The sequence below is a fragment of the Mesorhizobium sp. M1348 genome (genome assembly GCF_040317925.1).
GTDB lineage: Bacteria > Pseudomonadota > Alphaproteobacteria > Rhizobiales > Rhizobiaceae > Mesorhizobium.
On the sequence record NZ_JAMYLH010000038.1, the window covers coordinates 1 to 22,849 of the forward strand.

Sequence of the window (22,849 nt, forward strand, 5' to 3'; positions counted from 1 at the left end):
AGATCCGCGCCAGCGACCTCGAAGACGAACGGATCAAGGCCGATTTGGCGCGCAATACTCCGCATCGCATCCACGACGACAACCAGGAATCGCTGTTTTCCGCCATTTGAAAAGGAGGTGCATAATGAATCGGTCTTCGCTCTCGGCAGAAAGTCCTGGCTGTTCTGCGGTTCCGATCGCGGCGGACAGCGCGCGGCCGTTCTCTACAGCCTGATCGTCAGCGCCAAGATGAACGATGTCGACCCGCAGGCCTGGCTCGCCGACGTCCTCGCCCGACTGCCCGCCTATCCGGCCCATCGGATCGATGATTTGCTGCCGTGGAATTGGAGATCCGCAAAATTGCGGACCCAACCAGCGGCGGCCTGATCATGCAGCGCAATAAGGTGCATCACGTCTACACCGTCGATCGTGTCGCCAGGGACCTCGGCGTCAGCGAAGCGCTCATCCAGGACCTGACCCTCGGTCTCGAGCCCGAGGACGGCGTCATCTGGGTCTACGGCGCCAACGATGACGACGGGATCTTGGCCTTCACCGATGAAGGCATCGAGGAGGTCGAACTCCTCCTCGAAGAATATCATCGCGTCTCCCCATCAAAAACTTGACGCCGGCACCGCGGTGCTCAGGTCCTCATGGCCGCCGGATACACGTCTGCGGTCTTCACCGGATGGGTACGGCCTTAGCTCACTAGGCCCCTTAGCATCCTGACGAGGTTACCATGAATTGGCGGAGCGGTCCGATCGAGCAGCCGGATAGTCAGGAGATGTTCCGGCCGACGGAGATCGGGCGCAACCCCGACTGGTCTCGCGAAGAAACTGCGCTCCTGATGGATTTGTACTCGAGCGCGCCTACCGCGGGAAAGAGCCATCCGGAGGTTGTTGCGCTATCACTGTTATTGCGTACGGCTGCCAAGCGTCAGGGAAGATCCATATGGCCATCTTTCCGCAATCCTGCGGGCATTGCGATGCGTTTGCGCAATTTTGGCAAGTTCGATCCCGCTGCGCCTCCTAATCGAAACGCTGGTCTTCGTCCAGGCGGCGTCACAGACCGCCTCATGTGGAAGGAGTTCGGCACGGATAGGGCAGCATTGGCCTCGGCAGTGGAGAAGATCAGGAGGTCCATGGGGTTTGACGCCTGGACTCCGCCCAATCGTAGTTCGCGCGGCCCAGCACCCTACTACGGATCGCACGCTATTGTCACGGCAGACGGAAGCACCGGGGTATATTTGTTACTGATCGATGGACCACTTGACATCCTTGCGCCTCGGGCGACGGCCCAAGAAGGATATCAAGTTGTGAAGCTGGGTCGAACGGCTGACCTTGAACGTCGTCTCTTGGAATTGACTTGTGGTCTTCCGCCTACAAGTCATATCCGCTACCTGCCGATCGGACTTCGCACCTTCGCGAACGGAAATGATGCGCATCGGTTCGAGCGGCAGTTGCTCAACCTGTGTGACCGTGAGGGTTGGTCATTGGGGGGTGAATTCGCCTACGCACCACTGGCCACGCTAAGGACTGCGCTCTCAATGGCAGTCGAAATCTTCTGAACTTGCAGCCTAGTCTGACCGCAATTGGCGGCGTTGCCAAACCCCACCATGACCAGAAAACTAGGAAAAACCCTACCACTATTATGAATACTGAGCCTGTAGGGCCTGTACCACGTCCGCGATGAAGGCTTCGGAAGCAAATGGCACCTGCGCGTAGATAAGACTCTGTTCACCCTCCGCGCGAATGATCATATGACCCTTGCCAAGCAGCCGCTCGGCACCGCGCTCTCCGAGCGCAATCTCCGAGGTGCCTTCCGAATCCACCCGCAATATAAGCCGATTGCCAAGCTGAGATCGCAACTGCATCGGCATCACGTTAGCATCAGGTCGTTGTGCCGCGAAGATAAGGTGTATGCCGGCCGCTCGTGCCTTCACCCCCAACCTGCCCACTGTCGATGTCACTGCCGCTCGGTAATCTTCGGTCAACATCCATTCCGCGAACTCGTCGTGAATTACCCAATAGGTTGGCAATATGTCGGCCACATCGACCTTAGCATTGTATGAGGCGATATTGGGTGCGCGCGCTTCCTTGAAAAGCCTGTAGCGGTTGTCCATCTCCAGGACCAAACGCTCAAGCCGGTCAACAGCTATCTCCTGCTGGTCGATGATCCCCCCTTCGAGATGCGGCAGCGCATCAAAGGCAAAATAGTCGACGCCCTGCTTCGGATCGATGAGCACGATCTTTGCGTGGCGCGGGTCGTTGGTCGCCGCGATGCCCAGAATGATCGACTGCATCAGGACCGACTTCCCTGATCCGGTGCTGCCGGCGATCAAGGTGTGTGGCGCGTGCCGCTGGCTGGGCGACAAGAAGAAGAGCTCGTTGTTATCTTCGCGCACGCCTATCAGGATGTTCTGAGCGCCAGTGGGCGAAACTGAGGGTTTCCAGCGCTGCCACAGGCTCTGGATGTCCACGATCTGCCTCTCGGCACGCGCGACATAAATGGCGATCGCCCCTGGCTCCGGCCGAACGGAAATGATTTCCAGCTTGTGCGTCGTCAAGAGCTCCGAGCGCCGCTTCAATACCTGTTCGACCGTGATATTGGCACTGCCACTGAAGCGGAGGATAGCGGCGTTCGGAGTCAGCCTCTGATCGATTAGCTTTGCCTGAAAACCCAGCTGCTGCAACGCGCTCCGCATCATAAGGGCTGTGTTCGCCAACCATCTTTCATCCGGGACCGTTTCAGCGGGGCCAGTGTTGGCGTGTCGTTCGATGACGGACGCAAGGGTTCGGTCGACGGTGTCGGTAGGCGGAGCCGGCGCCTCCTTTTCCTCCTCAACCGACGCGACGCGGTCGGGAGCTACAGGCTTTTCCTTTCTGGGAGTAGGCGACTTGGGCGGCGCCGGTCGGATTGAGTTCGGCTTGCGCTCCATCGAACCGGCGCCCCCGTGTGGCGACGGCATCTTCCCGTATATCGGATCGATCGATGTAAGCAGATCTTCGGTGTTCCCGCTGGCCGCGTAGATGCCAAGCAAGGCCTTCAGCTCGGCTCGCCCAAACACCATTTGCCGGCTTGCGGGAACGCCGCCAACTTCGCTGAAGTCTGTCACCGAACCAGTATCAAGTGCGGTTGGAACGAAGACATGACTGAAACCCACGATCTCAATCTTGGCGACACCATCGCGCACGAGCCGGCGCCACTCCGTGAGAGGCACGCTGCTCGACGCCGGCACCTGGATCCCGTCCAGGAGGAGGTCTCCCAAACGCGATAGCCACGAATCTCGATCCAGACGGTTCGGCTCCGCCGTCGCATCAATGATGCGCCGAACTGTGTCCCGAAGCTGCTTCTCAGATTCCTTGCGCTTAGCAGCATAGGAAACGGCATCGACATACTTGGCCTCGGTCACGAGAATTCGAAGCACAAGCTGGCCGGCGTCATCGAGCGCTGGAGAGAGAGCCAGGATATCTGCCTGGGTCTCCTCACGCGCACCCAGCCAGCTGGCATAGTCGTCCAGGAAATACCAGCCGACCAGGCGGTCGGGTTCCAGCGCCTGGCGGGCTAGGAACCGGCTTAAAACGACACCGATGAGCTCGCCCGCGGCCTCACCGCGCTTGGCGGCGCGCAGAACAATGTCACCTGAAATGTCATTGGCATCTGTGATGAACTGCTCGGCCAGCGCATTAAGCTCGTCAGTCGTCAACGCCAACTGAAGCTCTTCAAGCCTGCGGCGGACCATTGCATGGAGAAGGTTGAGCGGCGCACGAGAGGAGATGACGATATTGCGGCCCTGCGTCGATGACTGTTTGTAGCGGATTACCCGGACGCTTTGGTTCTGCAGCTGCCGCCGATCGAGAAGCTCGTCGAAGTTCACTACCCAAGCTCCAAGATCGTGAGTTTCATCAAAAATCCGGGCCGTGCGTTCGTCGCGAAAGTCCAACTGCCGCACCGGCAAGAGCCGCTTGCCATCATGGTTCCCCTCATCACTCTTGAGGAATGACGTCAGCGCCGACAGATACGCCCAACCTTCCCGGCTTTGGACAGGTGAACATAAGTAGACGCACGATTTCAGATCATCCATCGCTCCCGGCCGCCGTCGAGACCACCGCGCGGGCAGCAATGTGGCAATATTGGCCGGATTCGCGGACTCCCGGTACCATTCCACCGAAGCATGCCTTGAGATCACATCCTGGCTGAAAACGATGTCATAAGGGCGCCCATCCCTGGCATCGGGTGGCGGTGCTTGATCAGCAATCACGCTGATGCGCAACCGGGCCATAAAGTCCTGTGTCACCTCGGAGGCCGCCAGCACCTCCGGCGAATTGCTCGCACTCGTGAGGATGGCCCTATAGATGTCCCTCAGACGCCCTCCATCAGTGTGTCGCAGCATAACCTGGCAACGCATATCCTCATCGTCGTTGAGGTCGCCAAGACCCTCGACAATCTGCTGTGGGAGACGCGCCGAGTCACAATTGTAGAGCACGAGCGACATATTAGCGCGTTCGTGCGGGTGCAGATTGAGATAGCGCTGAGTCAGATCCAGGAGGCAATTGCTGCCAGCGGTCGCGTCATCGTTGGTCTCGCCGCCGCCTGCTCCCTCCAGCACCGGCCTCTCGTGAAGGGAGTAGTCCCCCTGGGAGTCAACAAGCGCAAGAAGTTCTGGCTTGCGCCCCGTCCAGGACACGACCACTTCGGGATAGAAAACGTGACGCATGTCTTCCGCAAGATCGCGAAAGAAAAGTTTCGTATCCCCTTCAAGACCCCCGGGCAAATCGATGATGTTGCGCACAACCTGTCGAACGTGGTGTGCCTTCCTCCAGGTGGCCGCCAAGCGCAACGGGTGCCAAGGCGCGACGATGGCCGCAGCAGCGCCGTCGCCGACCGGCGCCTGACCCAATTCCAGAAGCGGGCGAAGCAACAGCTCCTTGTTCCGGTCGCCAGGCGCCAGCTTTCGGACCGCGTCAAGCAAATCGGCGTACCGGCTTGCCTGCTCGCGACATGCCGGGTTCGAGGCGCCCTCCTGCCGAAATCCGAAAATCGCCTCCTCATACCCCTCGCTGAATGCCTCAAAATGCGCCTTCAACTGTTCAGAGCCGTCCTCACTGATGAGATCTTGTTCGCGTGCAGTCTTGAGATTTGCCTTCCAGTTCAGCCGGAGGTCGCGCTCCCGCCGATAGCTGGGCACAAGCGATCCGCGATCACGATCATAACCCGGGACCAACGTCCTTACGTCGGACAGGTCGATAGACCCCGGCCGGCGTCCCGCAGTTCCGGGCTCTCGGCCACATCGAAGGGCTACAAAGGGGTGCTTGATCAAGCGCTCCCAATCATCCGCCAATTGACCGGAGATCACGTCGGGCCGGTATTTCCAGATGAGCTGGGCGGATGCGGTCGAGGTGCCACCATCAAAATCTGTGGTTTCCAGTTCGAGCTGGAACCGCAGCTGAAGCGCGGCCTTTGCGACGGACCTGTTGACCGGGGACTTATCCTTGCTGTCTCGCCACCCCTGCAGCACGGCGGTATAATCGATCAGCGAGCCAAACTCGATCGTCACCCCAGGCGCGAGCAGTTTTTGTAGGCCGGCATACCGAAGCGAAAAAAACAGGCCCGCTTCAGTGTTCAAGCTACGGAGATCTCTCTTGGTTACAGAGTCGCACCGGATTGTCAGATGCCGTTGCACCCCCGACATAGAGCGGGCATTCAGCGTTTCCATCATCAGGGCGAGCCCCGAAAGGAAGTCGTCCGTCTCCAAGGGGCGACCGTAAATGAATTTGTCCCACGAGGATTTGAGCTTGCGGTCGTCCCTGATTTCGTCGCGGTGACGTTCGTAGAAGGCTATGTCTTCCTCTTCGGGCGCGCTCGTCGTTTTTCGCTTAACCAGGAGTTCCAGGTACTCTTCATCTTCAGTCGACAGTAGGTCCGCCGGTCCCTCTGCATAAAATCGCTGAGTATCCTGACCGAGGTTAGCCTTCTCCCTTGCAAGGCCCTCAAACAGGGGTTTGATGTGTTCCCATTGGCAGTTGGCTAATGCCTCTGAGCTGGAGTTCCAGCCTGGCCGGCTTTCAATGAATAGATCGACCACCGGATGCACGAGCGCGGGGATGACATCGCGGGCCTTCTCGTAGGCATCGCGAAGTTCGCTCTCTGAAATGACGATCTGGTTTGGATTTTGCTTGAGAAGATAGGGGTGGCGCTTGCGCCGGAGCCCGACGAACTCCCGCCGCCACGCCGAAGGATGGCGTCGCGAGCGATCCTTGATACCAGCGAATGCGGCAGGGTCACGTGGCAGCTGAAGCGCTGGAAGCGCGTAGCCCAGCGCCTCGACGATCGGATATCCTTCGTCACCGACAGCCTCGCGCGTCGACACCACATAGCGGGCAAACCGCTCAAGCGCAGTGGATCCTACCTGAACAAGACCAGCCAGAGATTTTTCCCAACAGGCCCTTGCATCATCGGTCAGGGCCAGTCCGGCGCTGGCCACTGAAACCCATGCGGACAATCGTTCCATCAACTGCGCCGAGCCCACCGGTGTCACTTCATGAAGCGACATATCTTCGGCTTGTCCCTCGTCTGAAGTCGCATTTGTGATCAGGAAGGCGGACTTGTCGCAGTCAGCGCTGCGATAGAACGTGGCGTTTCGCTCGGTGAGTATGTCTTCCGGAAGGGCATGCTCTTCGAACAGTGCCTTGGGCAGCTTGATTTCAATGCGTTCGGCCAGGAAGAGGTCAGACAGTACCGCCCTGGTGACCGCCACAGTTTGCGCAACACTTAGCCCGTCTAGCAGAAAACGTGCCGTCCCGGCCTCGGGGGCGTGATCACTCAGTTCCTCCTTGAGGATCGAGCATGCAACTTTCCCGATTAGTTCGTGAATATCCATGAACGTCGTCACATTCTAAGGGAAAGAGGATTTTCAACATATGCGCAGGCGTCTGAGAGCCGTCGCAGCATGCCTAGGGTTCGCAGCCGCCGTTCCAGACGAGCCGAATTCAGCTGGAAGGACTTTCGGTCGAACTCATCGTCTGACAGCACCTGCACCGCTTCCCGCTCACCGATCACGAGACCGTACCGCCGATAAAGCAGGTCGAGGAACTCGCTGTAGTCCATGCGGGTCGGGACATTCGCCAGGATCAGGGATTTCAGCAGGGCGTCGGTCGGGGCGTACCGCAACTGGTTTGTCCCACGTCTGGATACCAGGCCACAGCCTGCGCCGTACGACCGGTGTACGGCCGCAACATGCTGACGGTGCCTTGCCTGAGCTGCGCGCTTGAGGTCGACAAGGAGAGCGTTCTCGTCCGGCGGGCCGTTGTAGTCGTCGTCAGCGGGCCAACGCACCGTGTCGACCAGCAGCCTCCTGCAGTCGGCGAAAGGCGTCTCACCTTGCTGGCGACGCTGCCATTCCTCGCCACGGCCGATTGCATTGATATAGGCGTCGACCGCTCGAGATGGGAGCGTATCGTTCATCTGAAAATTAGAGATCGAGAGCTCCCGTATGGGCGTGCGTCGTGGGGCCAGCACCTCACAGATGAAGTGCGGCTTGCTTGCGAAGCAATACTCTGCGGCAACCAGCAATTGATAGCGTAGCAGGTGCAGGCAGGTCAGTGCGGCCAAATGCGGATAAGTGTCGAACCGGGGAAGAGGACCGCGCAGAAGGGCCAACCAGTCGTCCGCTAGATCCTCGAACGCGTCGTGGCGAGCGTATGGAAGATAACTGTTTCCGCGAGTGGACTTGTCTTCCTCATAGTACGGTTCCAGAAGCCGCAATAGTCGATCGCAAGGATCGCCGTCCAGCATCTGGGTGATCTCCGGCGCAAGTTCAGCCGCGCGCCGGGAGCGGCAGAGCATCTGATAGGCCAGTTCACCCGGCAGGCCAAAATTGATGTACTCGCGCGAAGAAGAGTTGTTCTTGACGTTGAGGTCCTCATAGAGAGCGTGACGGCCGAACGGGAACACGAAACGGGACGACCATCGTTTGTTCGACCCGCTCTCGATCGTCGTGCCGCGGAGCATCGACACCATCGCAACGAAGTCGGAGAACGAACTGAAGCGCTTCCGCAGGTATGAAAAATCCCTCTCTGGGACGCCTTGCGCCCGCTCGGCCATCGCAGCCAGCCACTTCTCCCAGGCCGCACCATCTGCCAGGCCCTCGTCGGCAATGCGCAGAAGCGGTTCATTGTTGTAAAGAATGTTGCGCATATACATGCGCTGGGCGGGCTTGAAGGTAAGTGGATATGGTTTGCCGCGGTCGTCGAACAATGACTGATCGCGCTCCTTGGCCTCAGCGACCCCCAACAGCTCGAGGAAGATCAACCATGGATTGGTCGTGTCCCAAAGCCGATGGCCCCAGATCTGCTCGTCGATCCACATGTCATTGTTGGGATGGTCGTTTCGCGGGGGTGGGGGCAGGGTCTCAAGCACAGCTCACCTCTATCACGTCGTCGACCGGCTCACCTGCGCTGTTGAGGCTGAGGAGTCTAAAACTGAGATCGGTCGCTTCCACCGTGGGACGCGACCGCGCGAGTGCGGACAATATTGTGCTTTTGAAGGCAAGAATGTCTTCATGGCACTCCTTCGAGAAGCTGCCCGGCAAAGCGCCTCCGGCAACCCGCATAAGGAACTCATACCGCACGAGGTTGAGGTCGAGTCGCACCTCAACGCCACTGTCGATCTCCACGATCAGCGTCGGCAGGGCGCCAGCACGCAGTTCAACCCTCTCGTGACGACGGGGCGTCACGCTAATGCGCTCGACGAGAATCTGACTCAGCCCTGCCGCCGAGCCCGACAGACCGGCGGCAATAAGCAATTCCCGGTTAGTGGTCACCAGCATTCCCGTGAAGATGCGATTGAGACCATTGACGAGGCGGCCAAGGATGGCGCCGGCAACCCGGCCATTGTTTCGCAGAGGAGTGACGACTTCCCGCAGGAATTCGCCGGCGTGGCGGAACACCGTCAGATCCCAGAGTCGCAACTCCTCCGCCTGATCGTCTTGGATCTGGAAGAAGATTGCCCGCCGTTGTGCCTGCAGGCTGGCGAGGAAGGGATGCTCCCCCTCCTGGGTCGCGTCGGGCCGCTCAAGGTAGTCATTTCGCAGCGCGTACAACTCATCGAGTGCCTGCGGCGAAAACGCACTTTCGACGAGATTGACGTAGTAGGGTCTTAGCGTTTCGTCAGAAGGTCCAAAGACGAGAATGTTGTCGATCCTATTGGTCGTTTCGTCTCCTATGCCAAAGCGATTGAGAAACTCGAAAATCTCCAGACTCTCGCGACGGGCGTGAGACAGATTCGCACCAAACAGATTTTGGAAGATGTCGCCCGCATGAGCCTTTCCGGAGCGCAGCAACGGCCTGACATCGGCAGGTGACATCAATCTGTCTTTGGTCAGGGGGTGTCCCAACAGCATGTTCGAGATCAGTAGCAGCACGCGTCGGATTGGCGTGTGCAGCTCGTTGAGATCCATCAACTCGAACAGCTGTCGCAGCCGTGCTCTGAACTGCGAGGACGAAAGGATTTCGAAGTTGCGGCGTATGGGACAGGCTTCCGAGAAAAAGCCGTCAGCTTCAGCCTCTGCATAGGCGGCCTGCCAGCCAGGATGCGCGACGATCGCATCAAGCGTCAGGTCGAGGATAGTTGCGCATGAAACTGTGCTGAGGTTGAAAAATGCCACCTCTCCCTGACTCGCCGGTTTGGCCTCAACCAGACGGGTTTCCAACAAGGCGTAGCCTTCATTCGAGAGCGGTACATCAACCGCGCGGCGCCACGTATCCAGCAGCTGTCCATCATTGGCGGCTATGACGAAAATGTAGTTCGGGTCGGGTTCAAAGAAGCTACGGTTGATTGCCTCAAGAAGCGCCGACTTGCCCACCCAGATGCCGTAGGTCCCGTTCGTCGGCAATGCGGTCAGGTCACGGATAATGCCGACGGTGCGGGAGCGGCCTCCGACAACTGCCGAGATTTCCTGGTAGATTTCGTTCGCGGTCCACTCGCCGGCATCCCCGCCGAGCTCGGTCCAAAGACGCCCGCAGAGCCGGCTCTTTCCATCGCCCGCCGTCCCGGTGAGGATTATCGAGCGAGCCAAGGAAACGTCTCTCGACACTGCGGCGAAGAGATCGGCCTCGAGGGGATGGACAAAGTCCAAGGGCTCAACCTCGTAGCGCCGAGCAGAACGCCGGATCTGCTCGTCATACATATTGTCGTTTCTGGAGATCGGTCCATATTGCTTAATGAACCTGACCCAGCGGCTCCCCAGTCCATCCATGCGCTTCGCCCCCTGGAATATGCACGTAACTATCGCTTTGACGCCGCGGACCTTCGTTTCCGGTCTATATCGAGCATACGAGGCAGCCGTCGCGCAGGTGACTGTCGTCCTCGACCTCAAGGCCCCCCAGAGTTTCGACGAGAGACAGGGACTTGCGACTGGCTTTCTTGCGCGCCTGGGCTTTTTCCCAATCCGCCTTTATTCTCGCTACGCGTTCCGGTTTCGCCAGCTCGCGCAACGGCTCGTTCTGGCACCAGAAGAACTGCTCGCCGAACTGGACGGCCTTCTCCTCGTAAGCCTGGGCTAGCTCGAAGTAGAGGGGATGGGTTTCGAGGAGCCGTACCCACTCGATCTTTTGCTGATAGAAGCAGAAATAGCAGCCCGATCGGGAGCGGCCCCAATCCATGTAGGGCGGCAGACCCAAACCCGAATCTTCCAGGATGCGCATGATGTCGGACCGCACTAGCCCGTCGTCCTGGAATGGATACACCGCCAAGATGTTCGGCTTCGTGCTGATGTAGCCAGCCCGATTTTCATCTGCCCGAAGCCCCACATAATTGATGACCGGCCCGTCCCCGACGTAAGCCTCAAAGGGTTTTAGCTTCAGCATCTTGGTGCACCACCGCCGGTGGTTGGACGGCAGCATTCCCCTGTAGACCGTCAGCCAATGATCGAAGCTATCGACGGGCGTCGTCCGGACGATGGGTTTGCCCAAAATGGCCTCGAGCCGTCCGATGTAATCGTAGGTCTCGGGCAGCTCCTTGTCGGTGTCGTGGAAGATGTACTCGATATCGGGAACGCGGTCGCGCAGATAGATGGCAAGCGCCGCGCTGTCTTTGCCTCCCGAAAGGCTCAGAATGTGGCGCGGTGACTCCGCTCCAAAGGCGGTCGATATCTGATGTGCGTAGTCAGTGGTCATGAGGTAGCCTTATCTCGGTCGCGTTGGCAATGTTGTTTTCCTCGGGCGAAACTTGCCGAACGCGGTCCAATTCCTCCCACAGCAAGTTCGCAAGAATCTGGATTCGCTGTGTTTCGCCTTGCGGCAGTCGCTTCGCCAGAGCTTGCAGAGAGTCCTGATCACCCTCGTCGAGCGAGACCGGGTGAAGGACCCGCACCAAATCCCTGCCATCCCCTCTGGTCAGGTTCAGCCGGATTGCATCCACGGCGGGGCGATCCTCCGATGAAGAGAATATCGTGCTCTCGACCCTGGCGAATATCTCTGCCAAAGCGCCAATCTCTTCGGTGAACCGGACCTCGTCGCCGGGAAGCCAACGACTGGGCGGCTTGGCCACCACGAAACTTGCCAGGGACTCTGCCCATGCCTCGTCATGAAGAGCAGGGTCCCGCAGCCGAAGAGCGAAGGCCCGCAAGCGGGGTTCGCGCGCCGCCAGTGAAACCCGTGCCGCACGGGACGACAAGGTTACGCGATCAAAATGCTCCGGATCCTGACCAATCGCCTCGCTGGTCGCACTGACGATGCGCTTGATGAGTTGGTCATAGGTATTCTGCAACTCCGCTATGGCATCAGTGAAGCGCGCTATGAAATCATCGATCGAACCGCCATCCGCCTGATCGATCTGAAAATCAGCGAGTCCGCATGCGTGGGGAAGGTCGGCAAAGAGCAAACTTGCCGGTTCGCGGGCCGAAAGCAGTGCCTCGCGCACAGCGAGCGTAGTTGGAGAAAGAGCTTTGGCCCTACGGGTGTATTCGGGGAGCTTGGCCGCGAACTGACAAAGCTGCGTCACGACATCGAGCAAGACCGGCCGGCGCCCTTCAACGCCGGTAGCATAGAGACTGGCGAGCCGGACGAAGACGTCCGATCTCACGCCCTCAACGCTGCAATGCTGGATCTCAAATGTCTGCGGGGCCTTTGTGAGGCGGAGAAATTCCATTGCCCCGAACTTCGGGAGGAATGTTCCGTTCTCATACTGCGCGAGCTCGTGCCCGTGCTCTTTGATGACCAAGGCCAACAAGACCGGCGCTAGACCGCTACGCACGCCATAGGGCCGACCTGCCAGCCTGGCAAGGATGTCGGCGATTGGAACGCGGCAGCCCCGTCCCTTGCGCACCAATCTGAGGATTTCGGTCAGGCTGGGGCGCAGATGAAGCGGGTCCTGGGACGCCGGAGGGGTCTGGAGCACGAAGCCGCCGGCCTGCGCGACATGCAACCCTCCCCTTTGCAGGACTGACAAGTACATCGACTTTTCCGGCGGTGCCTTGCGCTCGTCAATTCCGAGAAGAGCCTTTCCCGACGAGTTGAACATGCCCTCGATCAGCCGCATGCGAGCTGACGCCGCCGCGCTGCTCAACACGTTGCGATTGACCAGCTCATTGGTCACGCGTGGCGCCAGGGGGTAGAGAGCCGAGCACAGTTGCGAAACGATCTTTGGAAGATTCCCCACCGTCTCGAGGGCCCGGCCCTTGTAAATCCACTCGACTCTTTCGCCCGGGCCAACCTTTGTCAGCTCCTCGAATTGGGCTCGCAGTGCCTGGCGAGAACGAGTGATCTGGCGTTGCACCTCGGCCGAAGCAAAATCATCATTGGCAAGGTCCGGAGTATTGCTCTCGACCCACTGCCATATGACGACGTCGCGCAAGTAGGCGGCAAGATGCCAAACAGGAGGAAGCAGACCGATCAGGATTGATGGCTCGCCGGCAACCTGCGGCGCAACGGCAGCTTCCCTGGCCTTCTTTTGTTGTTCCTTCTGATCGGCTAGGGACAAGATGATGAGGCCATCGGCTTCTGTCGGCCTGCTTGCGGCCGCAGCAACGTCCTCGGCAGCTGCGTAGCGAAGCTCGAAATAGCGCATCGTCCCGGTCTCGAGGTAGTGGCGTCGCGCTAACACCATTTCGCCGTCAAGAAGGCGGCCCAGTGCAGGGCCGACAGCCTCGATTGTCCCGACCGTTCGCTTGGCAGCTTCAACTGCCCCCTGGAGATTGATGCTCGATGTCGGCCAGAGCCGATAGGCTCCGGTGCCACCGCGCTCAAACAGCAGTCTCGAGCGACCGAGGCTCTCGATTGCCTCTTTGACCTTTCTGGAGCCGAACATCGACAAGCAGGAAACGACGCTCCTGCTCGTCGGGAGAAGGTCGTCAGCATCCAAGAGGTTCAAAATGCCGACCGTCTTCAGCACCTTCAGTTCGAGCGAACTCGCGTCGACGCAGCCGTCGATGGTGCCGACGATGCGGAGCCACTGATTTTGGTAGTTTGACGCCGACAGGCGATGTCCAAATGAACTGCGGACATAGTCGTAAAATTGGGAAACATCAAACCAGCCGGATCCTAGGGGCGTGGTTTCGGCGAAGGCCTGCAAAGCCATGGGTTCGCTGGACAGCAGGAAGCCGAAAAGTGAGCGCTCGCTTTGACCAAACTGGGAAAAGAATCGAACCATCACTGGCAGGAGAGACGGGTGCAGAGGGTAGAAGCTCGCTGGAGCGAGGGGCAGGCCATGCCCTCCCAGCCATCCGATCCGAACTGCACTCTCTAGTGCGTCCTTTGACCGCGCCCTCACATCATCAGAAAGCTTTTGCTGGTCGACCCCGAGCGCGCCGGCGATCAACGCGGCGGTATGAACCAGGGGCTGGTCGAAAACCACTTCCTCGAACCTGCCGGCCACCTTGTCCCATTCGTGACGGAGCGCCAAGGGCAGGCGCTCGGCGTACGCCTGAAAGCCCTGGTGCAAAATGCCAACGAGCAAGAAGGGCCGATCGCCGCTTCGGGATGCCATTTCGCCCAGGCGTTGGAGCGCGAAGACGTCTTCATGGTCCGGGTTCATCGCCGCGTACTCGAGCAACTTGCCAAGTTCGTCGATGACGAGAAGTACGCCATGACCACGGTCGGTCGTGTGCTTGACCAGTTGAGTGGTCAATTGCTCCAGCGCGCGCACCGAGCCCTCAGTTTCGCAGGCAACGATGCTTGCCTCCAAACGGGCGCTCATGACGTCGGGGCTACCCTGCTGCACTAGGCTTTCACGAACGCCGCGTGCGACTGCGCTAGGGATGCTTTCGCGACTGCCTGTCACCAGAATCGGAAGAAAGCGCTTGTGATCGTCTTCTCGATCCCAGCCGATGGCTTTCATTACCCGTTGAGCGTCTTTCGCGGCTGGGTCGCTGAGTATGCGTGCCAACACAAGCGCCAAGCTGGATTTTCCGACACCATAGTCGCCGGTGATACGCCAAGCACGCCGCTTGGATCCATCCTGGACGCTCTCCAAGATCCGGTGCAATGCGTCTGCCATCGGAGGAGTGACGATGTAGCCCTCCAAAGCCGCAACATCCAAGAAGTCCTTTTCCAACTGAACGGACCGCAGGAACCGGCCCGGCGCCGAGAAAACCTCGGCAATTCTCGTTTCGGGCTGGTCAACCATGGCGGATCGCCTCATGTTCATAGACTGCTTTCGCGTCCGCCTTGACCATCAACTCGCGTGTCAACAATCCCTGGATGGCGGAAGGGCGATAGCTGAAACCGTATCTCCGTTCGCGAGAGAGTGTTTCCAGGCGCGAGCGAATGTCGTCTTCGGGTAGTTTGAAGGACTGTCCTGGCGCGCCTGGCGCCGAAACAACAGTCCTAACCAGCATCGTCTTTTCTGCCGGAGCAACCCGATCCCAATAGTCCAGGAGTGCATAGGCGAAGAGATCGTCCGATATTTCCGGTTTGGGTTCTCTACGAAACGCATAGACCGGCTCCCAGCGTCCGGCATCGCTGCGACGCTCCCCTGTCTGCTGGAGAAGGCGCAGCTCCACGAAAGGGCCGTCAAGGGAGTCTTCAATACCGACGCGCGCGCTTCGCGCAGACTGGTAGGTATGAAGAAAGACATCCAGATGCTGGCTCAGCGTCACACTTGAATGGGTATAGCCGAGACGCTGGGACTGTCTGATGAACGCTGCTAGCGCCTCTGACCGGGAGAATTCGGGATATGGCCACGAGGCAAGCAGATAGTTCCAGGCAAACAAGGCAGGCGCGGCGGCCGAGGAAAGGGTCCAGTGCAACAGCCAAAGCGTCTTGGTTTCTTCAAGGAACGGGTCGGAGCCGTCCGCCCCGAAAATCGCATTTCCCAAATCTGTGAGGGCGTGTGTCCGGTCAGCAGATGGCCGTGCCACGCCCATGGCGTCTACCCAAAATCGCAGCGCACGGACCATGTTCTTGCCGATGCCCAGCTCGACCATTGCGGCGTCTTCATTGAAGAAAATATGGGGATTGGCCTGGATCGCGCGATAGGCCTTAGGAAGCCATGCATAGCGGCAGGCAAACGTCTCATGTCCAGAGAATCGGTAGCTCGTGTGTCCCTCGGACAGGGTTAGGTCAAACATGGTCTGCTCCAGAGAAACTCGCACGCACGACGTGCACCGCATCTGCGATCAATGTCGCCGCGACCTCGACGTCATCTAGGTCGGTTGATCGGCCAAGACCGATCCGCAGGCAGCTTTCCAGCAGCGCATCCGGCAGTCCCATCGCCTGCAAAACGTGGGACGGCTCTTGCGCGCCGGTGTTGCACGCTGAGCCCGTCGAGATCGAGAGTTTGCCCCGCAGCCTTGCGAGGATGACGTCATTGGGGACACCCGGGACGGAAAGGTGCAGATTGTGAGGAAGGCGATTGACTACATCGCCGTTGATCACCACGCCCGGCAGCAGGGCAACCAGGCGCTGCTGCAAGTGATTGCGCAGATGTTCGAGCCGAGCGCTCTCCTGGACACCCTCTAGGTCCATGATCTCGCAAGCTCGCCCCATCGCCACGATTCCAGCGACGTTGGGGGTCGGGCTGTGCGAACCCTGCAACCCGTAAGTCGTTGACCGATCAAAGTTGGGGGCGACGAGAGCACCAATCCCTTTCGGTCCGTAGACCTTGTGCCCGCTTAGGGCGATATAGTCGACAACCTCACTTCCAACATCGAACGCCATACGTCCGACCGCCTGTGTGGCGTCTACGAGAATGGCCGCTCCATGATCGTGGCACGCCCTAGTAATCCGCTGCACCGGGTAGATCGTCCCGACCTCGTTGTTGGCAGCCATGACGCAGACTAAGTCCACCCCTTGCGAGAGCGCCCCTTCCAGGCTTGACCAGTCCAGGCAAGCCTTGTCGTCGACGGATATCCAGGATTTCTGGACCAGGCCCATCCGTTCAGCCTGCAGGATGGTGTCGATCACAGCTTTATGCTCAACCCGCGACATCGCAACGCGCAGGGGCCGACTCTGCAGCGCAATCGCATGTGCGATGGCAAGCTGGATAGCCTCTGTGGAACCGGACGTGAAATGAACGTCATCGGATTCGGCGGATACAATCTTTGCGACGAAGGCTTTGGCTTGCGACACCGCATGGGCAGCCTGTTCCCCATGGGTGTTCTCTACGCCGTTTGCATTCCCGAACTCTTCAACCATCATCCGGACTGCTACGTCCAGTACCCGAGAGTCTACGGGGGTCGTCGCGTGGTGATCCATGTAGATCGGCCAGCGCTTCGTCGTTCGGGCAAATGCTTGTTGCGTGAGATGTTCATTCATGAAGGGTCGCCTTGATCGCGCCTGTCGTCAGAGCGTTCGGACACTGCACGGAGATCTCCACCTTGCAACCCAGCTGCACGAGCCACCGCAGAAGTTGATCGGTGCTCACGCTGTCACTTCGACCCGACAAGACCTTTGAGAGCGTTGGCTGATCGGTGAAGCAAACCTTTGCCGCTCGGGTTTGGCTAAGCCCTGCGTCGGCGACGACATGTCCGAAGATCACACGCAGATCCGAGCGTACCACTTGGGTGACGTCCGGAACATCGTTGGCGATCGCCGCGCGCAAGCCTGAATGTCCCACGATTGCCCCCAGTAGCGGTGATTCGGCGCGCCCACTATGGAAAATTTTCCATAGGCCCGACAAGGGGGACGTTTCCGTTGGCGCACAATAACCACAGAATATCGTGGCATGGCACTGTAGTATTTTTCGGAGCGATCTTAGAAGGACCTTGCCGATTTACATAATTCGCCGGCGTCGGTAAAACGGTCAGACCACGTTGACGCCGATGCGGCCAGCTAAGATCAGCAAGTCGGTAAAGAGCTCGCCACCGTCGAGTATGTTTCGCGTAGCAGCGGCGAGCGTGACGTCGCCCGCAGAAATGCGATCGCCGAACAGGACGACTGCCCGCGCTCGATCATCCTGGCGCGAAACCCAGCACAGGCCTTCAATCGTGGGGCACTGCTTGTGGATAGCCTCCGCCCACTTCCGCGTGCCAGGATACCGGTCCTTTTCGGTGTCGATAAGGTCGACCCGGCGCAGTCCAAGCGATCGCAGTGCCGTCGAGCTAAGATCGGCCAACACCAAGTCCCGTTGAGGCGTCACCGTCGAATAAACTTGCTCGGCAAGCTTGACCTGATCGAAGGTCTTCAGCCCGGGAGCGATCGGCACGTCGTGGAAGACCGTCTCCATTGCGGCGCAGTCGAAGCTCGTTCCGCCGTATAGCGTCGGAATACTATCGCCGGCCGCGTCCCGAATTGGACTGAACCTTGCATTTCCCTTTGTTCCAGGATTGAAAGCACAGCCGCCATAGAGCCTGAGGTGAATGCGGTGAATGACCCGGCCCGACGGCCAGGTCATTGTCTGGATCAGTGTGTTGAGGTCCTGTCGAGGCTCTGGCACACCTGTGCCCGCGATCGGCGGACGCTTCGTGCGCGATTTCCTGTCAGCCATGGAGGACGCCAGCCACCTCGTCTTCGGCAGCGGCAACGACGCGATCCGGCTCGCTCATGAGGAGATCCTGCGGCCTTTGTCCTCCCAGGAAGCTGTTGACCGAGGCAAACCAGTAGGCAAGACCCCAGTCGTCCTTCTTTCCCCTGAATGTGCTGAGTACCTTCGCCAAAGCCTTCATCGGCCGAAAGTCCGTCGATGGATCCAGGGCGTAACCCGGAAAGTAGTCGACGCCCCGATGCCGCACGGCAAAGACCTGCCGCTCCTTTTTCCATTTATTTGGCTGGGCGCTTGGATTGCTGGCGCTGAAGCCGGCTACTTTGGCCACTTCGGCGGCCGTCAGCCAGTCACCACTTTCTAGCACCGCCTTGCGCGCCTCTGCCACCATGCGCGCCTCCAGGAGCTTATGATGTGGAGGAGGGACGTCCGGCACCAAGGCTTCGATAATGGAATTGAAGGCCTCATCCTGGCGGCGCTTGAGAATGGCACTGACGAAGGGAGCGAGACCAGCGACCGTCTCGGCGAAAGCCTTGGCGGCGGACGCGCTGCCGCGTTCAATCGTCAACGCAACAACCTGCTCAGCCTTCAGGTGGCTAAGCCCGCTTCGGACTTGCTCCGGCGTTCCCGTGAGCGTCCCGACGCGGGAGAATTCGTCGGTCTTATAGGCAGCGACCATGTAGCCCGCCTCCGTTCGGTTATCATGGTTATCAATATAGCATTGTAATCGAAATCATCAAGGGTTGGCGATCCATTGGGGCCTTCAGGCTCGGGCCGCGAAACCCAAACGCGAGGTGCGAGGTAATGACGCGCCATAAAAAATCAAATAGCAGACGGAGCGAAAACGCGGCAGTGACTGCAACGAGACCGCAAGGAGGACGACTTGGCCATCAACAAACGCGGGTATCTTCGAGGAGCCAAGCCCCGTGTGGTTGGTACGTGCGATCTTGCTGCTTCGCCTGGCCAGTCGTTTCAATGAGGAAAGAGAGGGCATGAGGTTCAAACGCTCGGAAGGTTTGACGCCGTCCGAGAAGATCCTTGCCGACCTTTGCGACAGTTCATTTCTGAAGCTTTGGACCTATCCCAATCTTTATCATAAGCCGGCCAAGGAATTCGCAGATCTGGTCGTCGTGTTCGGCGATGATGTGCTAATCTTTTCAGACAAGTCGTGTGCGTTCCCAGACAGCGGGGATTTGGCCGTCGACTGGCAACGTTGGTATCGCAAATCAATCGCGGCGTCCGCCAAGCAGATCGGCGGTGCAGAGCGCTGGCTCCGTGAGAATCCGGATAGGGTCTTTCTCGACATTGCGTGTACCACGCCAATCCCGATCACAATCAACGACGCAGGAACTCTCCGCATTCATCGCATTTGTGTAGCGCTCGGCTCAGCCGAACGCGCTGAGGCCGAGATTGGGCGACGCAGCCTCACCATTTCAGCCACAGCGCAATGCGGCGCCAAATCCTTTACCGTTGGGCGCATCGCGGAAGCGAAAGGCTGGGTGCATGTTTTCGATGACGAAAGCCTGAAGGTAGTGCTTCGCGAGCTGTCAACTGTGGCGGACTTCGTCAACTACCTAAATGCAAAGGTTGCCCTTTTCGACGAGGGTAGTTTTCAGTTTGCCGATTCCGAACTCGACATCATGGCCTACTACCTTTGGAACAATCGAACCTTCCCGTCTATGAACAAACTCTATCGGCTAGATCCGAACCTATGGCCTCAGGTTGAAGCGAACGAAGCCTTTCTACGGAGCCGCGCTGAAAACGAGATCAGCGTTTTCTGGGATCGACTGATCGAACACCTTACTGGGCACTATCTGGCCGAAACATTGGAGTTCGGAAACGATCTGGCAATGTCGGACTACGAGCGCATTGTACGTATCATGGCAGGTGAGACTCGATTCGTCCGTCGAATTCTTTCCAACCATATATTGGACAGGGCGAAGCGTGCTCGTCAGCACGCGATTGGCAGCCTGCTGGAGTCAGGTCAGCCCGAAGTGAACTACGCACTCTATATTGGGAAGGGAGCGCCAAAAGCGGAATACAAGGCCTATCGCGAGGATCGGGGTCTTATCTTGCGCAGCCGCTGCATTGCAGCCAAGGCTGTAAAGCCCGACAAACGCTACATCGTCGGCATTGCGCTGGATGCCCAAGGAGTGGAGGGGTCGTCAGAAGATTTCCTTCTGATAGACACACTCGGCTGGTCCGCCGAGGCGATCACCAAAGCTGATAAGCTGCGACACGAGCTCGGCTATTTCATCCCTGGTCGAGTGATCGAAAACCCCGAGCATGTTGATGAGTATCCTGGCAAGTGAGGGCTTCTGGCTTCCTCGCCCAGTGCGTTCATCATCGCGGGTCGCGCATGTGATGCGCAAGCTCGCCACGGACGGCTTCAGCAAAGCGGATTCTAAGGCCTCTGTTGGCTACGAGCCGGTCTCGCAACGTCTTCGGAATTTCCAGCTGAACGCCTTCCTTGCGACAGCCTCGATTGCAAATGTTATTCGGATCCTCTCCCCGAAGACCCCTTGCTGATATCGCAGCTTCGAAGCCAGCCGCCCCCAGGGCGGCGGCTATTGCGTCGCGGAGGGCTACGTCGCCGCGGCCTCCCGCATTTGACCGCTTCGCGCAATAATATTCTCCTGTGCGGCGACTTTCCGAATTGGCTTGACTTCCAAATCTCTGGCTTCGGCTGCATTGCAGACTGCGGAAGTTCCGACAATCGCCCCGCGGTTTACCATGGCCTTTCGCCCCTTTGTTCCGATCCTTGCCGGTGCGACGCTGCGCGAGCGGTTGTTCGTGCAGCGTTGCGTGGCCTTGGCCTCTCGGTCGAGGAATACAGGTAGCCTTCTGTCGCTCTCTAGCGACGCGGACCGAGAGAGCGCAGATGTGAACTCAATCGCATTTGCCAAGCTCGAGGACAGCGACCGGAAGATCGAGGAACTCTCGGGTCTGCGGAAGATGCTGTGGAGATATTCGACGGCCTCGCCGGGCCTGGCTACGGCGTCACGACGATGGCCACCGAAAAGCCCGTCGCGCTGACGATGGGCGAACCAGCAGGGATCGGAACGGAGATAACGCTGAAGGCCTGGCTCAGGCTGCGCCAGACCGGCTGCGCGTTCTTTGTTCTGCACGATCCGGATCACGTGGCCGAGGCGGCTAGTGTCCTTTCCCTGGACGTTCCCGTCAGGCCGATCCTCACGGCCGACGAGGCGGTGCGGAGTTTCAGGGACGCGATCCCAGTGATGCCCGTGAGGCTGGCTGCCCCGGTGCGAATGGGCTTTCCCGACACCCGGAACGCGTCCGCGGTCGTCGAGGCCATCCGCATTGCCGGCCGTCTGGCGGAGTCCGGCGAGGTGGCCAAATAGAGCAGGGATTCGTGTTGAACTGCCGGCTGGTATTGGTCTTCGGCACGGAATGCCCTGATATCTGCCGAAGGCGCGCCTATGCAAAGTAAGCCAGTGCGCGGACGTCGCGCGCGTTTCGCCGCCGTTTTTGATCAGTGGCTAACCGTCGCTTGCGATAACGGGTGCTGCTCTCAGACCACGGCCTCTGGCGTTTCGTGCCTGAATGGCGCGATGCGCATCAGTGCATCCTTGAGCCGGTCTAGAGTCGGCGGTGCACCCAAGCACAGACGGACGCCGGCGCGATCTCCGGGTCCCACTACGGTTGCCGTTGGCGGCGTAATGCGGATCCCCTTGTCAAGACAGCGGCGCGCCATCCGCTCGGCGCTAACGAGAGGCATCGGGATCCAAACGTGGAACGATAGCTCATCGCTCGCGGGTAGATCGAGAAGGTCTTGCGCCAGCGCGAGCCGTTCCGCAGTTCGGTGCCGCAGACGTTCCGCGAACACCACGTCGGCGCGCTCATCGAAGATCCTGGCCATAATCGCGGAAGTTAAAGGCGCCACCGACCATACGGTTGCAACAAGGATTCCAAGTGTCGATTGGAAGCGTTGCCGAGGGGGAATCGTGACGCCGCTGGTAAAAAGGGGCGAGAAAGATTTTGCGGTGCTCGTCACATAGAAAACGTTGTCTGGCATCAGACTCTTAAGCGACGTAATCCCCGCCTTGCGCAGTGGTACGCACGCGTCGTCCTCGACAACCAATATGCCGTGCTTCATGCATATCTCTGCGATCTGCTCGCGGCGCGGCAACGGCATATGCACTCCTAATGGACTGTGCGCGGTGGGCATCGAATAATAGGCCCCAGCCCTATGAACCGTGATGGCACGAAGAAGTTCGTCTGGTCGGGTGCCGTCTTCATCAGTCGCCATAGGCACTAACTGAAAACCTCGCAGACGCGCTGCGGCTGACGCGCCCGGATACGTTGCGGAATCGACCGCGAGCACTTTGGTCTGCGAGGCGATATCCGAAAAGGCCATATCAACCGCGTGCTGAGCGTTGACGGTCAGCATTAGCGCCGACGGATCGACGACTGTGCCCATCCGACCGATCCAGTCTGCGTAGGCTGCACGGTGATGGAGCATTCCGGACGGCTCGCCATAGCCTCCGTTTCCTTCCGACGCCAGTTGCCTCACGGCTTCGCTCACTCGATTGTCCAACTCGTCGACCTCGAAAATCGGAGGGGGAACGTTCCGGCTTAGGTCGTCGGACCAAGCGGAAGGTGATGAAGCGGCAATCCGCCGCCAAATGAACGTGCCCCGTCCCACCTCTGCTCGAACGAGCCCCCGAGAGGTCAAGCTTTCTATGGCCTTAGTAATTGTCCCGATTGCTACTCCGAGGTCTGTGGCAAGCGTTCGCTGGGATGGGAGCCGATCGCCGTGGTTCAGCCGCCCTTCTGAGATAGCGGTCTCAAATGCCAGCGCTATCTGCTCATGGAGCGGCTGGCTTGAGTCAGAACCAAGATGTCTAGCCAGATTGTGGGCGAACGATTCAGCCATTGTCCTAATACACCGTTGTGCTGCCTATCTGTAGAGCACTGAATACCATTTCTAGCAAGC

General features: G+C 59.0%; 16 protein-coding genes and 2 pseudogenes. 5 read left to right on the forward strand and 13 right to left on the reverse strand.

Annotated elements, in window-relative coordinates; all coding sequences use genetic code 11:
• Window positions 1-138: 138 nt before the first annotated feature.
• The 3 genes and pseudogenes from NKH13_RS32035 to NKH13_RS32045 all read left to right on the forward strand — a co-directional run.
• Window positions 139-366 (forward strand): annotated as a pseudogene (locus NKH13_RS32035) (transposase domain-containing protein); the annotation flags it as partial.
• A 2-nt stretch (window positions 367-368) separates the two neighbouring features.
• Window positions 369-602, forward strand: a complete 234-nt coding sequence (locus tag NKH13_RS32040; protein ID WP_352916810.1) for a hypothetical protein — start codon at window positions 369-371, stop codon at window positions 600-602.
• Between the two features lie 113 nt (window positions 603-715).
• Complete coding sequence (locus NKH13_RS32045) at window positions 716-1,543, forward strand: hypothetical protein (protein ID WP_352916812.1); 828 nt, start codon at window positions 716-718, stop codon at window positions 1,541-1,543.
• Window positions 1,544-1,624: 81 nt separating this feature from the next.
• Here NKH13_RS32045 and NKH13_RS32050 read toward each other — a convergent pair whose 3' ends face one another.
• The 10 genes from NKH13_RS32050 to NKH13_RS32095 form a co-directional block, all read right to left on the reverse strand.
• The gene (locus NKH13_RS32050) at window positions 1,625-6,856 is read right to left on the reverse strand and encodes an FtsK/SpoIIIE domain-containing protein (RefSeq protein ID WP_352916814.1); all 5,232 of its coding nucleotides are present in this window, start codon (window positions 6,854-6,856) and stop codon (window positions 1,625-1,627) included.
• Between the two features lie 8 nt (window positions 6,857-6,864).
• On the reverse strand, window positions 6,865-8,343 hold the full coding sequence (locus NKH13_RS32055; RefSeq protein ID WP_352916816.1) for a methylation-associated defense system protein MAD7 family protein: 1,479 nt from the start codon (window positions 8,341-8,343) through the stop codon (window positions 6,865-6,867).
• A 43-nt stretch (window positions 8,344-8,386) separates the two neighbouring features.
• Window positions 8,387-10,231 (reverse strand): hypothetical protein, encoded by a 1,845-nt coding sequence (locus NKH13_RS32060; protein ID WP_352916818.1) that lies wholly within the window; start codon window positions 10,229-10,231, stop codon window positions 8,387-8,389.
• 64 nt (window positions 10,232-10,295) lie between these two features.
• Window positions 10,296-11,150: a phosphoadenosine phosphosulfate reductase family protein gene (locus NKH13_RS32065; protein WP_352916820.1), complete on the reverse strand. Its 855-nt coding sequence runs from the start codon at window positions 11,148-11,150 to the stop codon at window positions 10,296-10,298.
• Window positions 11,140-14,598 carry an ATP-binding protein gene (locus tag NKH13_RS32070; RefSeq protein WP_352916822.1) on the reverse strand — a complete coding sequence of 1,153 codons (3,459 nt, stop codon included), beginning with the start codon at window positions 14,596-14,598 and terminating at the stop codon, window positions 11,140-11,142. The genes NKH13_RS32065 and NKH13_RS32070 overlap by 11 nt, the downstream gene beginning before the upstream one ends.
• Entirely contained in the window at window positions 14,591-15,541 is a 951-nt protein-coding gene (locus tag NKH13_RS32075) for a DUF4007 family protein (protein ID WP_352916823.1), read from the reverse strand. The genes NKH13_RS32070 and NKH13_RS32075 overlap by 8 nt, the downstream gene beginning before the upstream one ends.
• Window positions 15,534-16,727, reverse strand: coding sequence for a cysteine desulfurase family protein (locus NKH13_RS32080; RefSeq protein ID WP_352916825.1), 1,194 nt, complete (start codon window positions 16,725-16,727; stop codon window positions 15,534-15,536). The genes NKH13_RS32075 and NKH13_RS32080 overlap by 8 nt, the downstream gene beginning before the upstream one ends.
• A complete protein-coding gene (locus NKH13_RS32085) occupies window positions 16,720-17,013 on the reverse strand; it encodes an XRE family transcriptional regulator (protein WP_352916827.1) in 294 nt (97 codons plus the stop codon). The genes NKH13_RS32080 and NKH13_RS32085 overlap by 8 nt, the downstream gene beginning before the upstream one ends.
• Window positions 17,014-17,214: 201 nt before the next feature.
• Window positions 17,215-17,898 carry an RES family NAD+ phosphorylase gene (locus NKH13_RS32090; protein WP_352916829.1) on the reverse strand — a complete coding sequence of 228 codons (684 nt, stop codon included), beginning with the start codon at window positions 17,896-17,898 and terminating at the stop codon, window positions 17,215-17,217.
• Window positions 17,891-18,571 (reverse strand): hypothetical protein, encoded by a 681-nt coding sequence (locus tag NKH13_RS32095; protein WP_352916831.1) that lies wholly within the window; start codon window positions 18,569-18,571, stop codon window positions 17,891-17,893. The genes NKH13_RS32090 and NKH13_RS32095 overlap by 8 nt, the downstream gene beginning before the upstream one ends.
• A 313-nt stretch (window positions 18,572-18,884) precedes the next feature.
• Between NKH13_RS32095 and NKH13_RS32100 the strand changes: the two genes are divergently transcribed.
• Complete coding sequence (locus tag NKH13_RS32100) at window positions 18,885-20,204, forward strand: hypothetical protein (protein ID WP_352916832.1); 1,320 nt, start codon at window positions 18,885-18,887, stop codon at window positions 20,202-20,204.
• Window positions 20,205-20,235: 31 nt separating this feature from the next.
• On the opposite strand, the gene NKH13_RS32105 is transcribed toward NKH13_RS32100, so the two are convergent.
• Entirely contained in the window at window positions 20,236-20,775 is a 540-nt protein-coding gene (locus NKH13_RS32105; protein WP_352916868.1) for a poly-gamma-glutamate hydrolase family protein, read from the reverse strand.
• A 77-nt stretch (window positions 20,776-20,852) separates the two neighbouring features.
• Between NKH13_RS32105 and NKH13_RS32110 the strand changes: the two genes are divergently transcribed.
• Window positions 20,853-21,254, forward strand: a complete 402-nt coding sequence (locus tag NKH13_RS32110) for a hypothetical protein (protein ID WP_352916834.1) — start codon at window positions 20,853-20,855, stop codon at window positions 21,252-21,254.
• A 170-nt stretch (window positions 21,255-21,424) separates the two neighbouring features.
• On the opposite strand, the gene NKH13_RS32115 is transcribed toward NKH13_RS32110, so the two are convergent.
• The gene (locus NKH13_RS32115; protein WP_352916869.1) at window positions 21,425-22,438 is read right to left on the reverse strand and encodes an aminotransferase class I/II-fold pyridoxal phosphate-dependent enzyme; all 1,014 of its coding nucleotides are present in this window, start codon (window positions 22,436-22,438) and stop codon (window positions 21,425-21,427) included.
• 111 nt (window positions 22,439-22,549) lie between these two features.
• A pseudogene (locus tag NKH13_RS32120) lies at window positions 22,550-22,789 on the reverse strand (GntR family transcriptional regulator); the annotation flags it as partial.
• Window positions 22,790-22,849: the final 60 nt, after the last annotated feature.

Excerpts from the sequence above, each read along its gene's own strand:
- NKH13_RS32050 (WP_352916814.1), bottom strand. The coding sequence starts at position 6,856 with ATGGATATTCACGAACTAATCGGGAAAGTTGCATGCTCGATCCTCAAG.
- NKH13_RS32075 (WP_352916823.1), bottom strand. The coding sequence starts at position 15,541 with ATGTTTGACCTAACCCTGTCCGAGGGACACACGAGCTACCGATTCTCT.
- NKH13_RS32060 (WP_352916818.1), bottom strand. The coding sequence starts at position 10,231 with ATGGATGGACTGGGGAGCCGCTGGGTCAGGTTCATTAAGCAATATGGA.
- NKH13_RS32055 (WP_352916816.1), bottom strand. The coding sequence starts at position 8,343 with ATGTGGATCGACGAGCAGATCTGGGGCCATCGGCTTTGGGACACGACC.
- NKH13_RS32040 (WP_352916810.1), top strand. The coding sequence starts at position 369 with ATGCAGCGCAATAAGGTGCATCACGTCTACACCGTCGATCGTGTCGCC.
- NKH13_RS32065 (WP_352916820.1), bottom strand. The coding sequence starts at position 11,150 with ATGACCACTGACTACGCACATCAGATATCGACCGCCTTTGGAGCGGAG.
- NKH13_RS32045 (WP_352916812.1), top strand. The coding sequence starts at position 716 with ATGAATTGGCGGAGCGGTCCGATCGAGCAGCCGGATAGTCAGGAGATG.
- NKH13_RS32090 (WP_352916829.1), bottom strand. The coding sequence starts at position 17,898 with ATGGCTGACAGGAAATCGCGCACGAAGCGTCCGCCGATCGCGGGCACA.
- NKH13_RS32070 (WP_352916822.1), bottom strand. The coding sequence starts at position 14,598 with ATGGTTGACCAGCCCGAAACGAGAATTGCCGAGGTTTTCTCGGCGCCG.
- NKH13_RS32095 (WP_352916831.1), bottom strand. The coding sequence starts at position 18,571 with ATGGTCGCTGCCTATAAGACCGACGAATTCTCCCGCGTCGGGACGCTC.
- NKH13_RS32080 (WP_352916825.1), bottom strand. The coding sequence starts at position 16,727 with ATGAATGAACATCTCACGCAACAAGCATTTGCCCGAACGACGAAGCGC.
- NKH13_RS32100 (WP_352916832.1), top strand. The coding sequence starts at position 18,885 with ATGAGGTTCAAACGCTCGGAAGGTTTGACGCCGTCCGAGAAGATCCTT.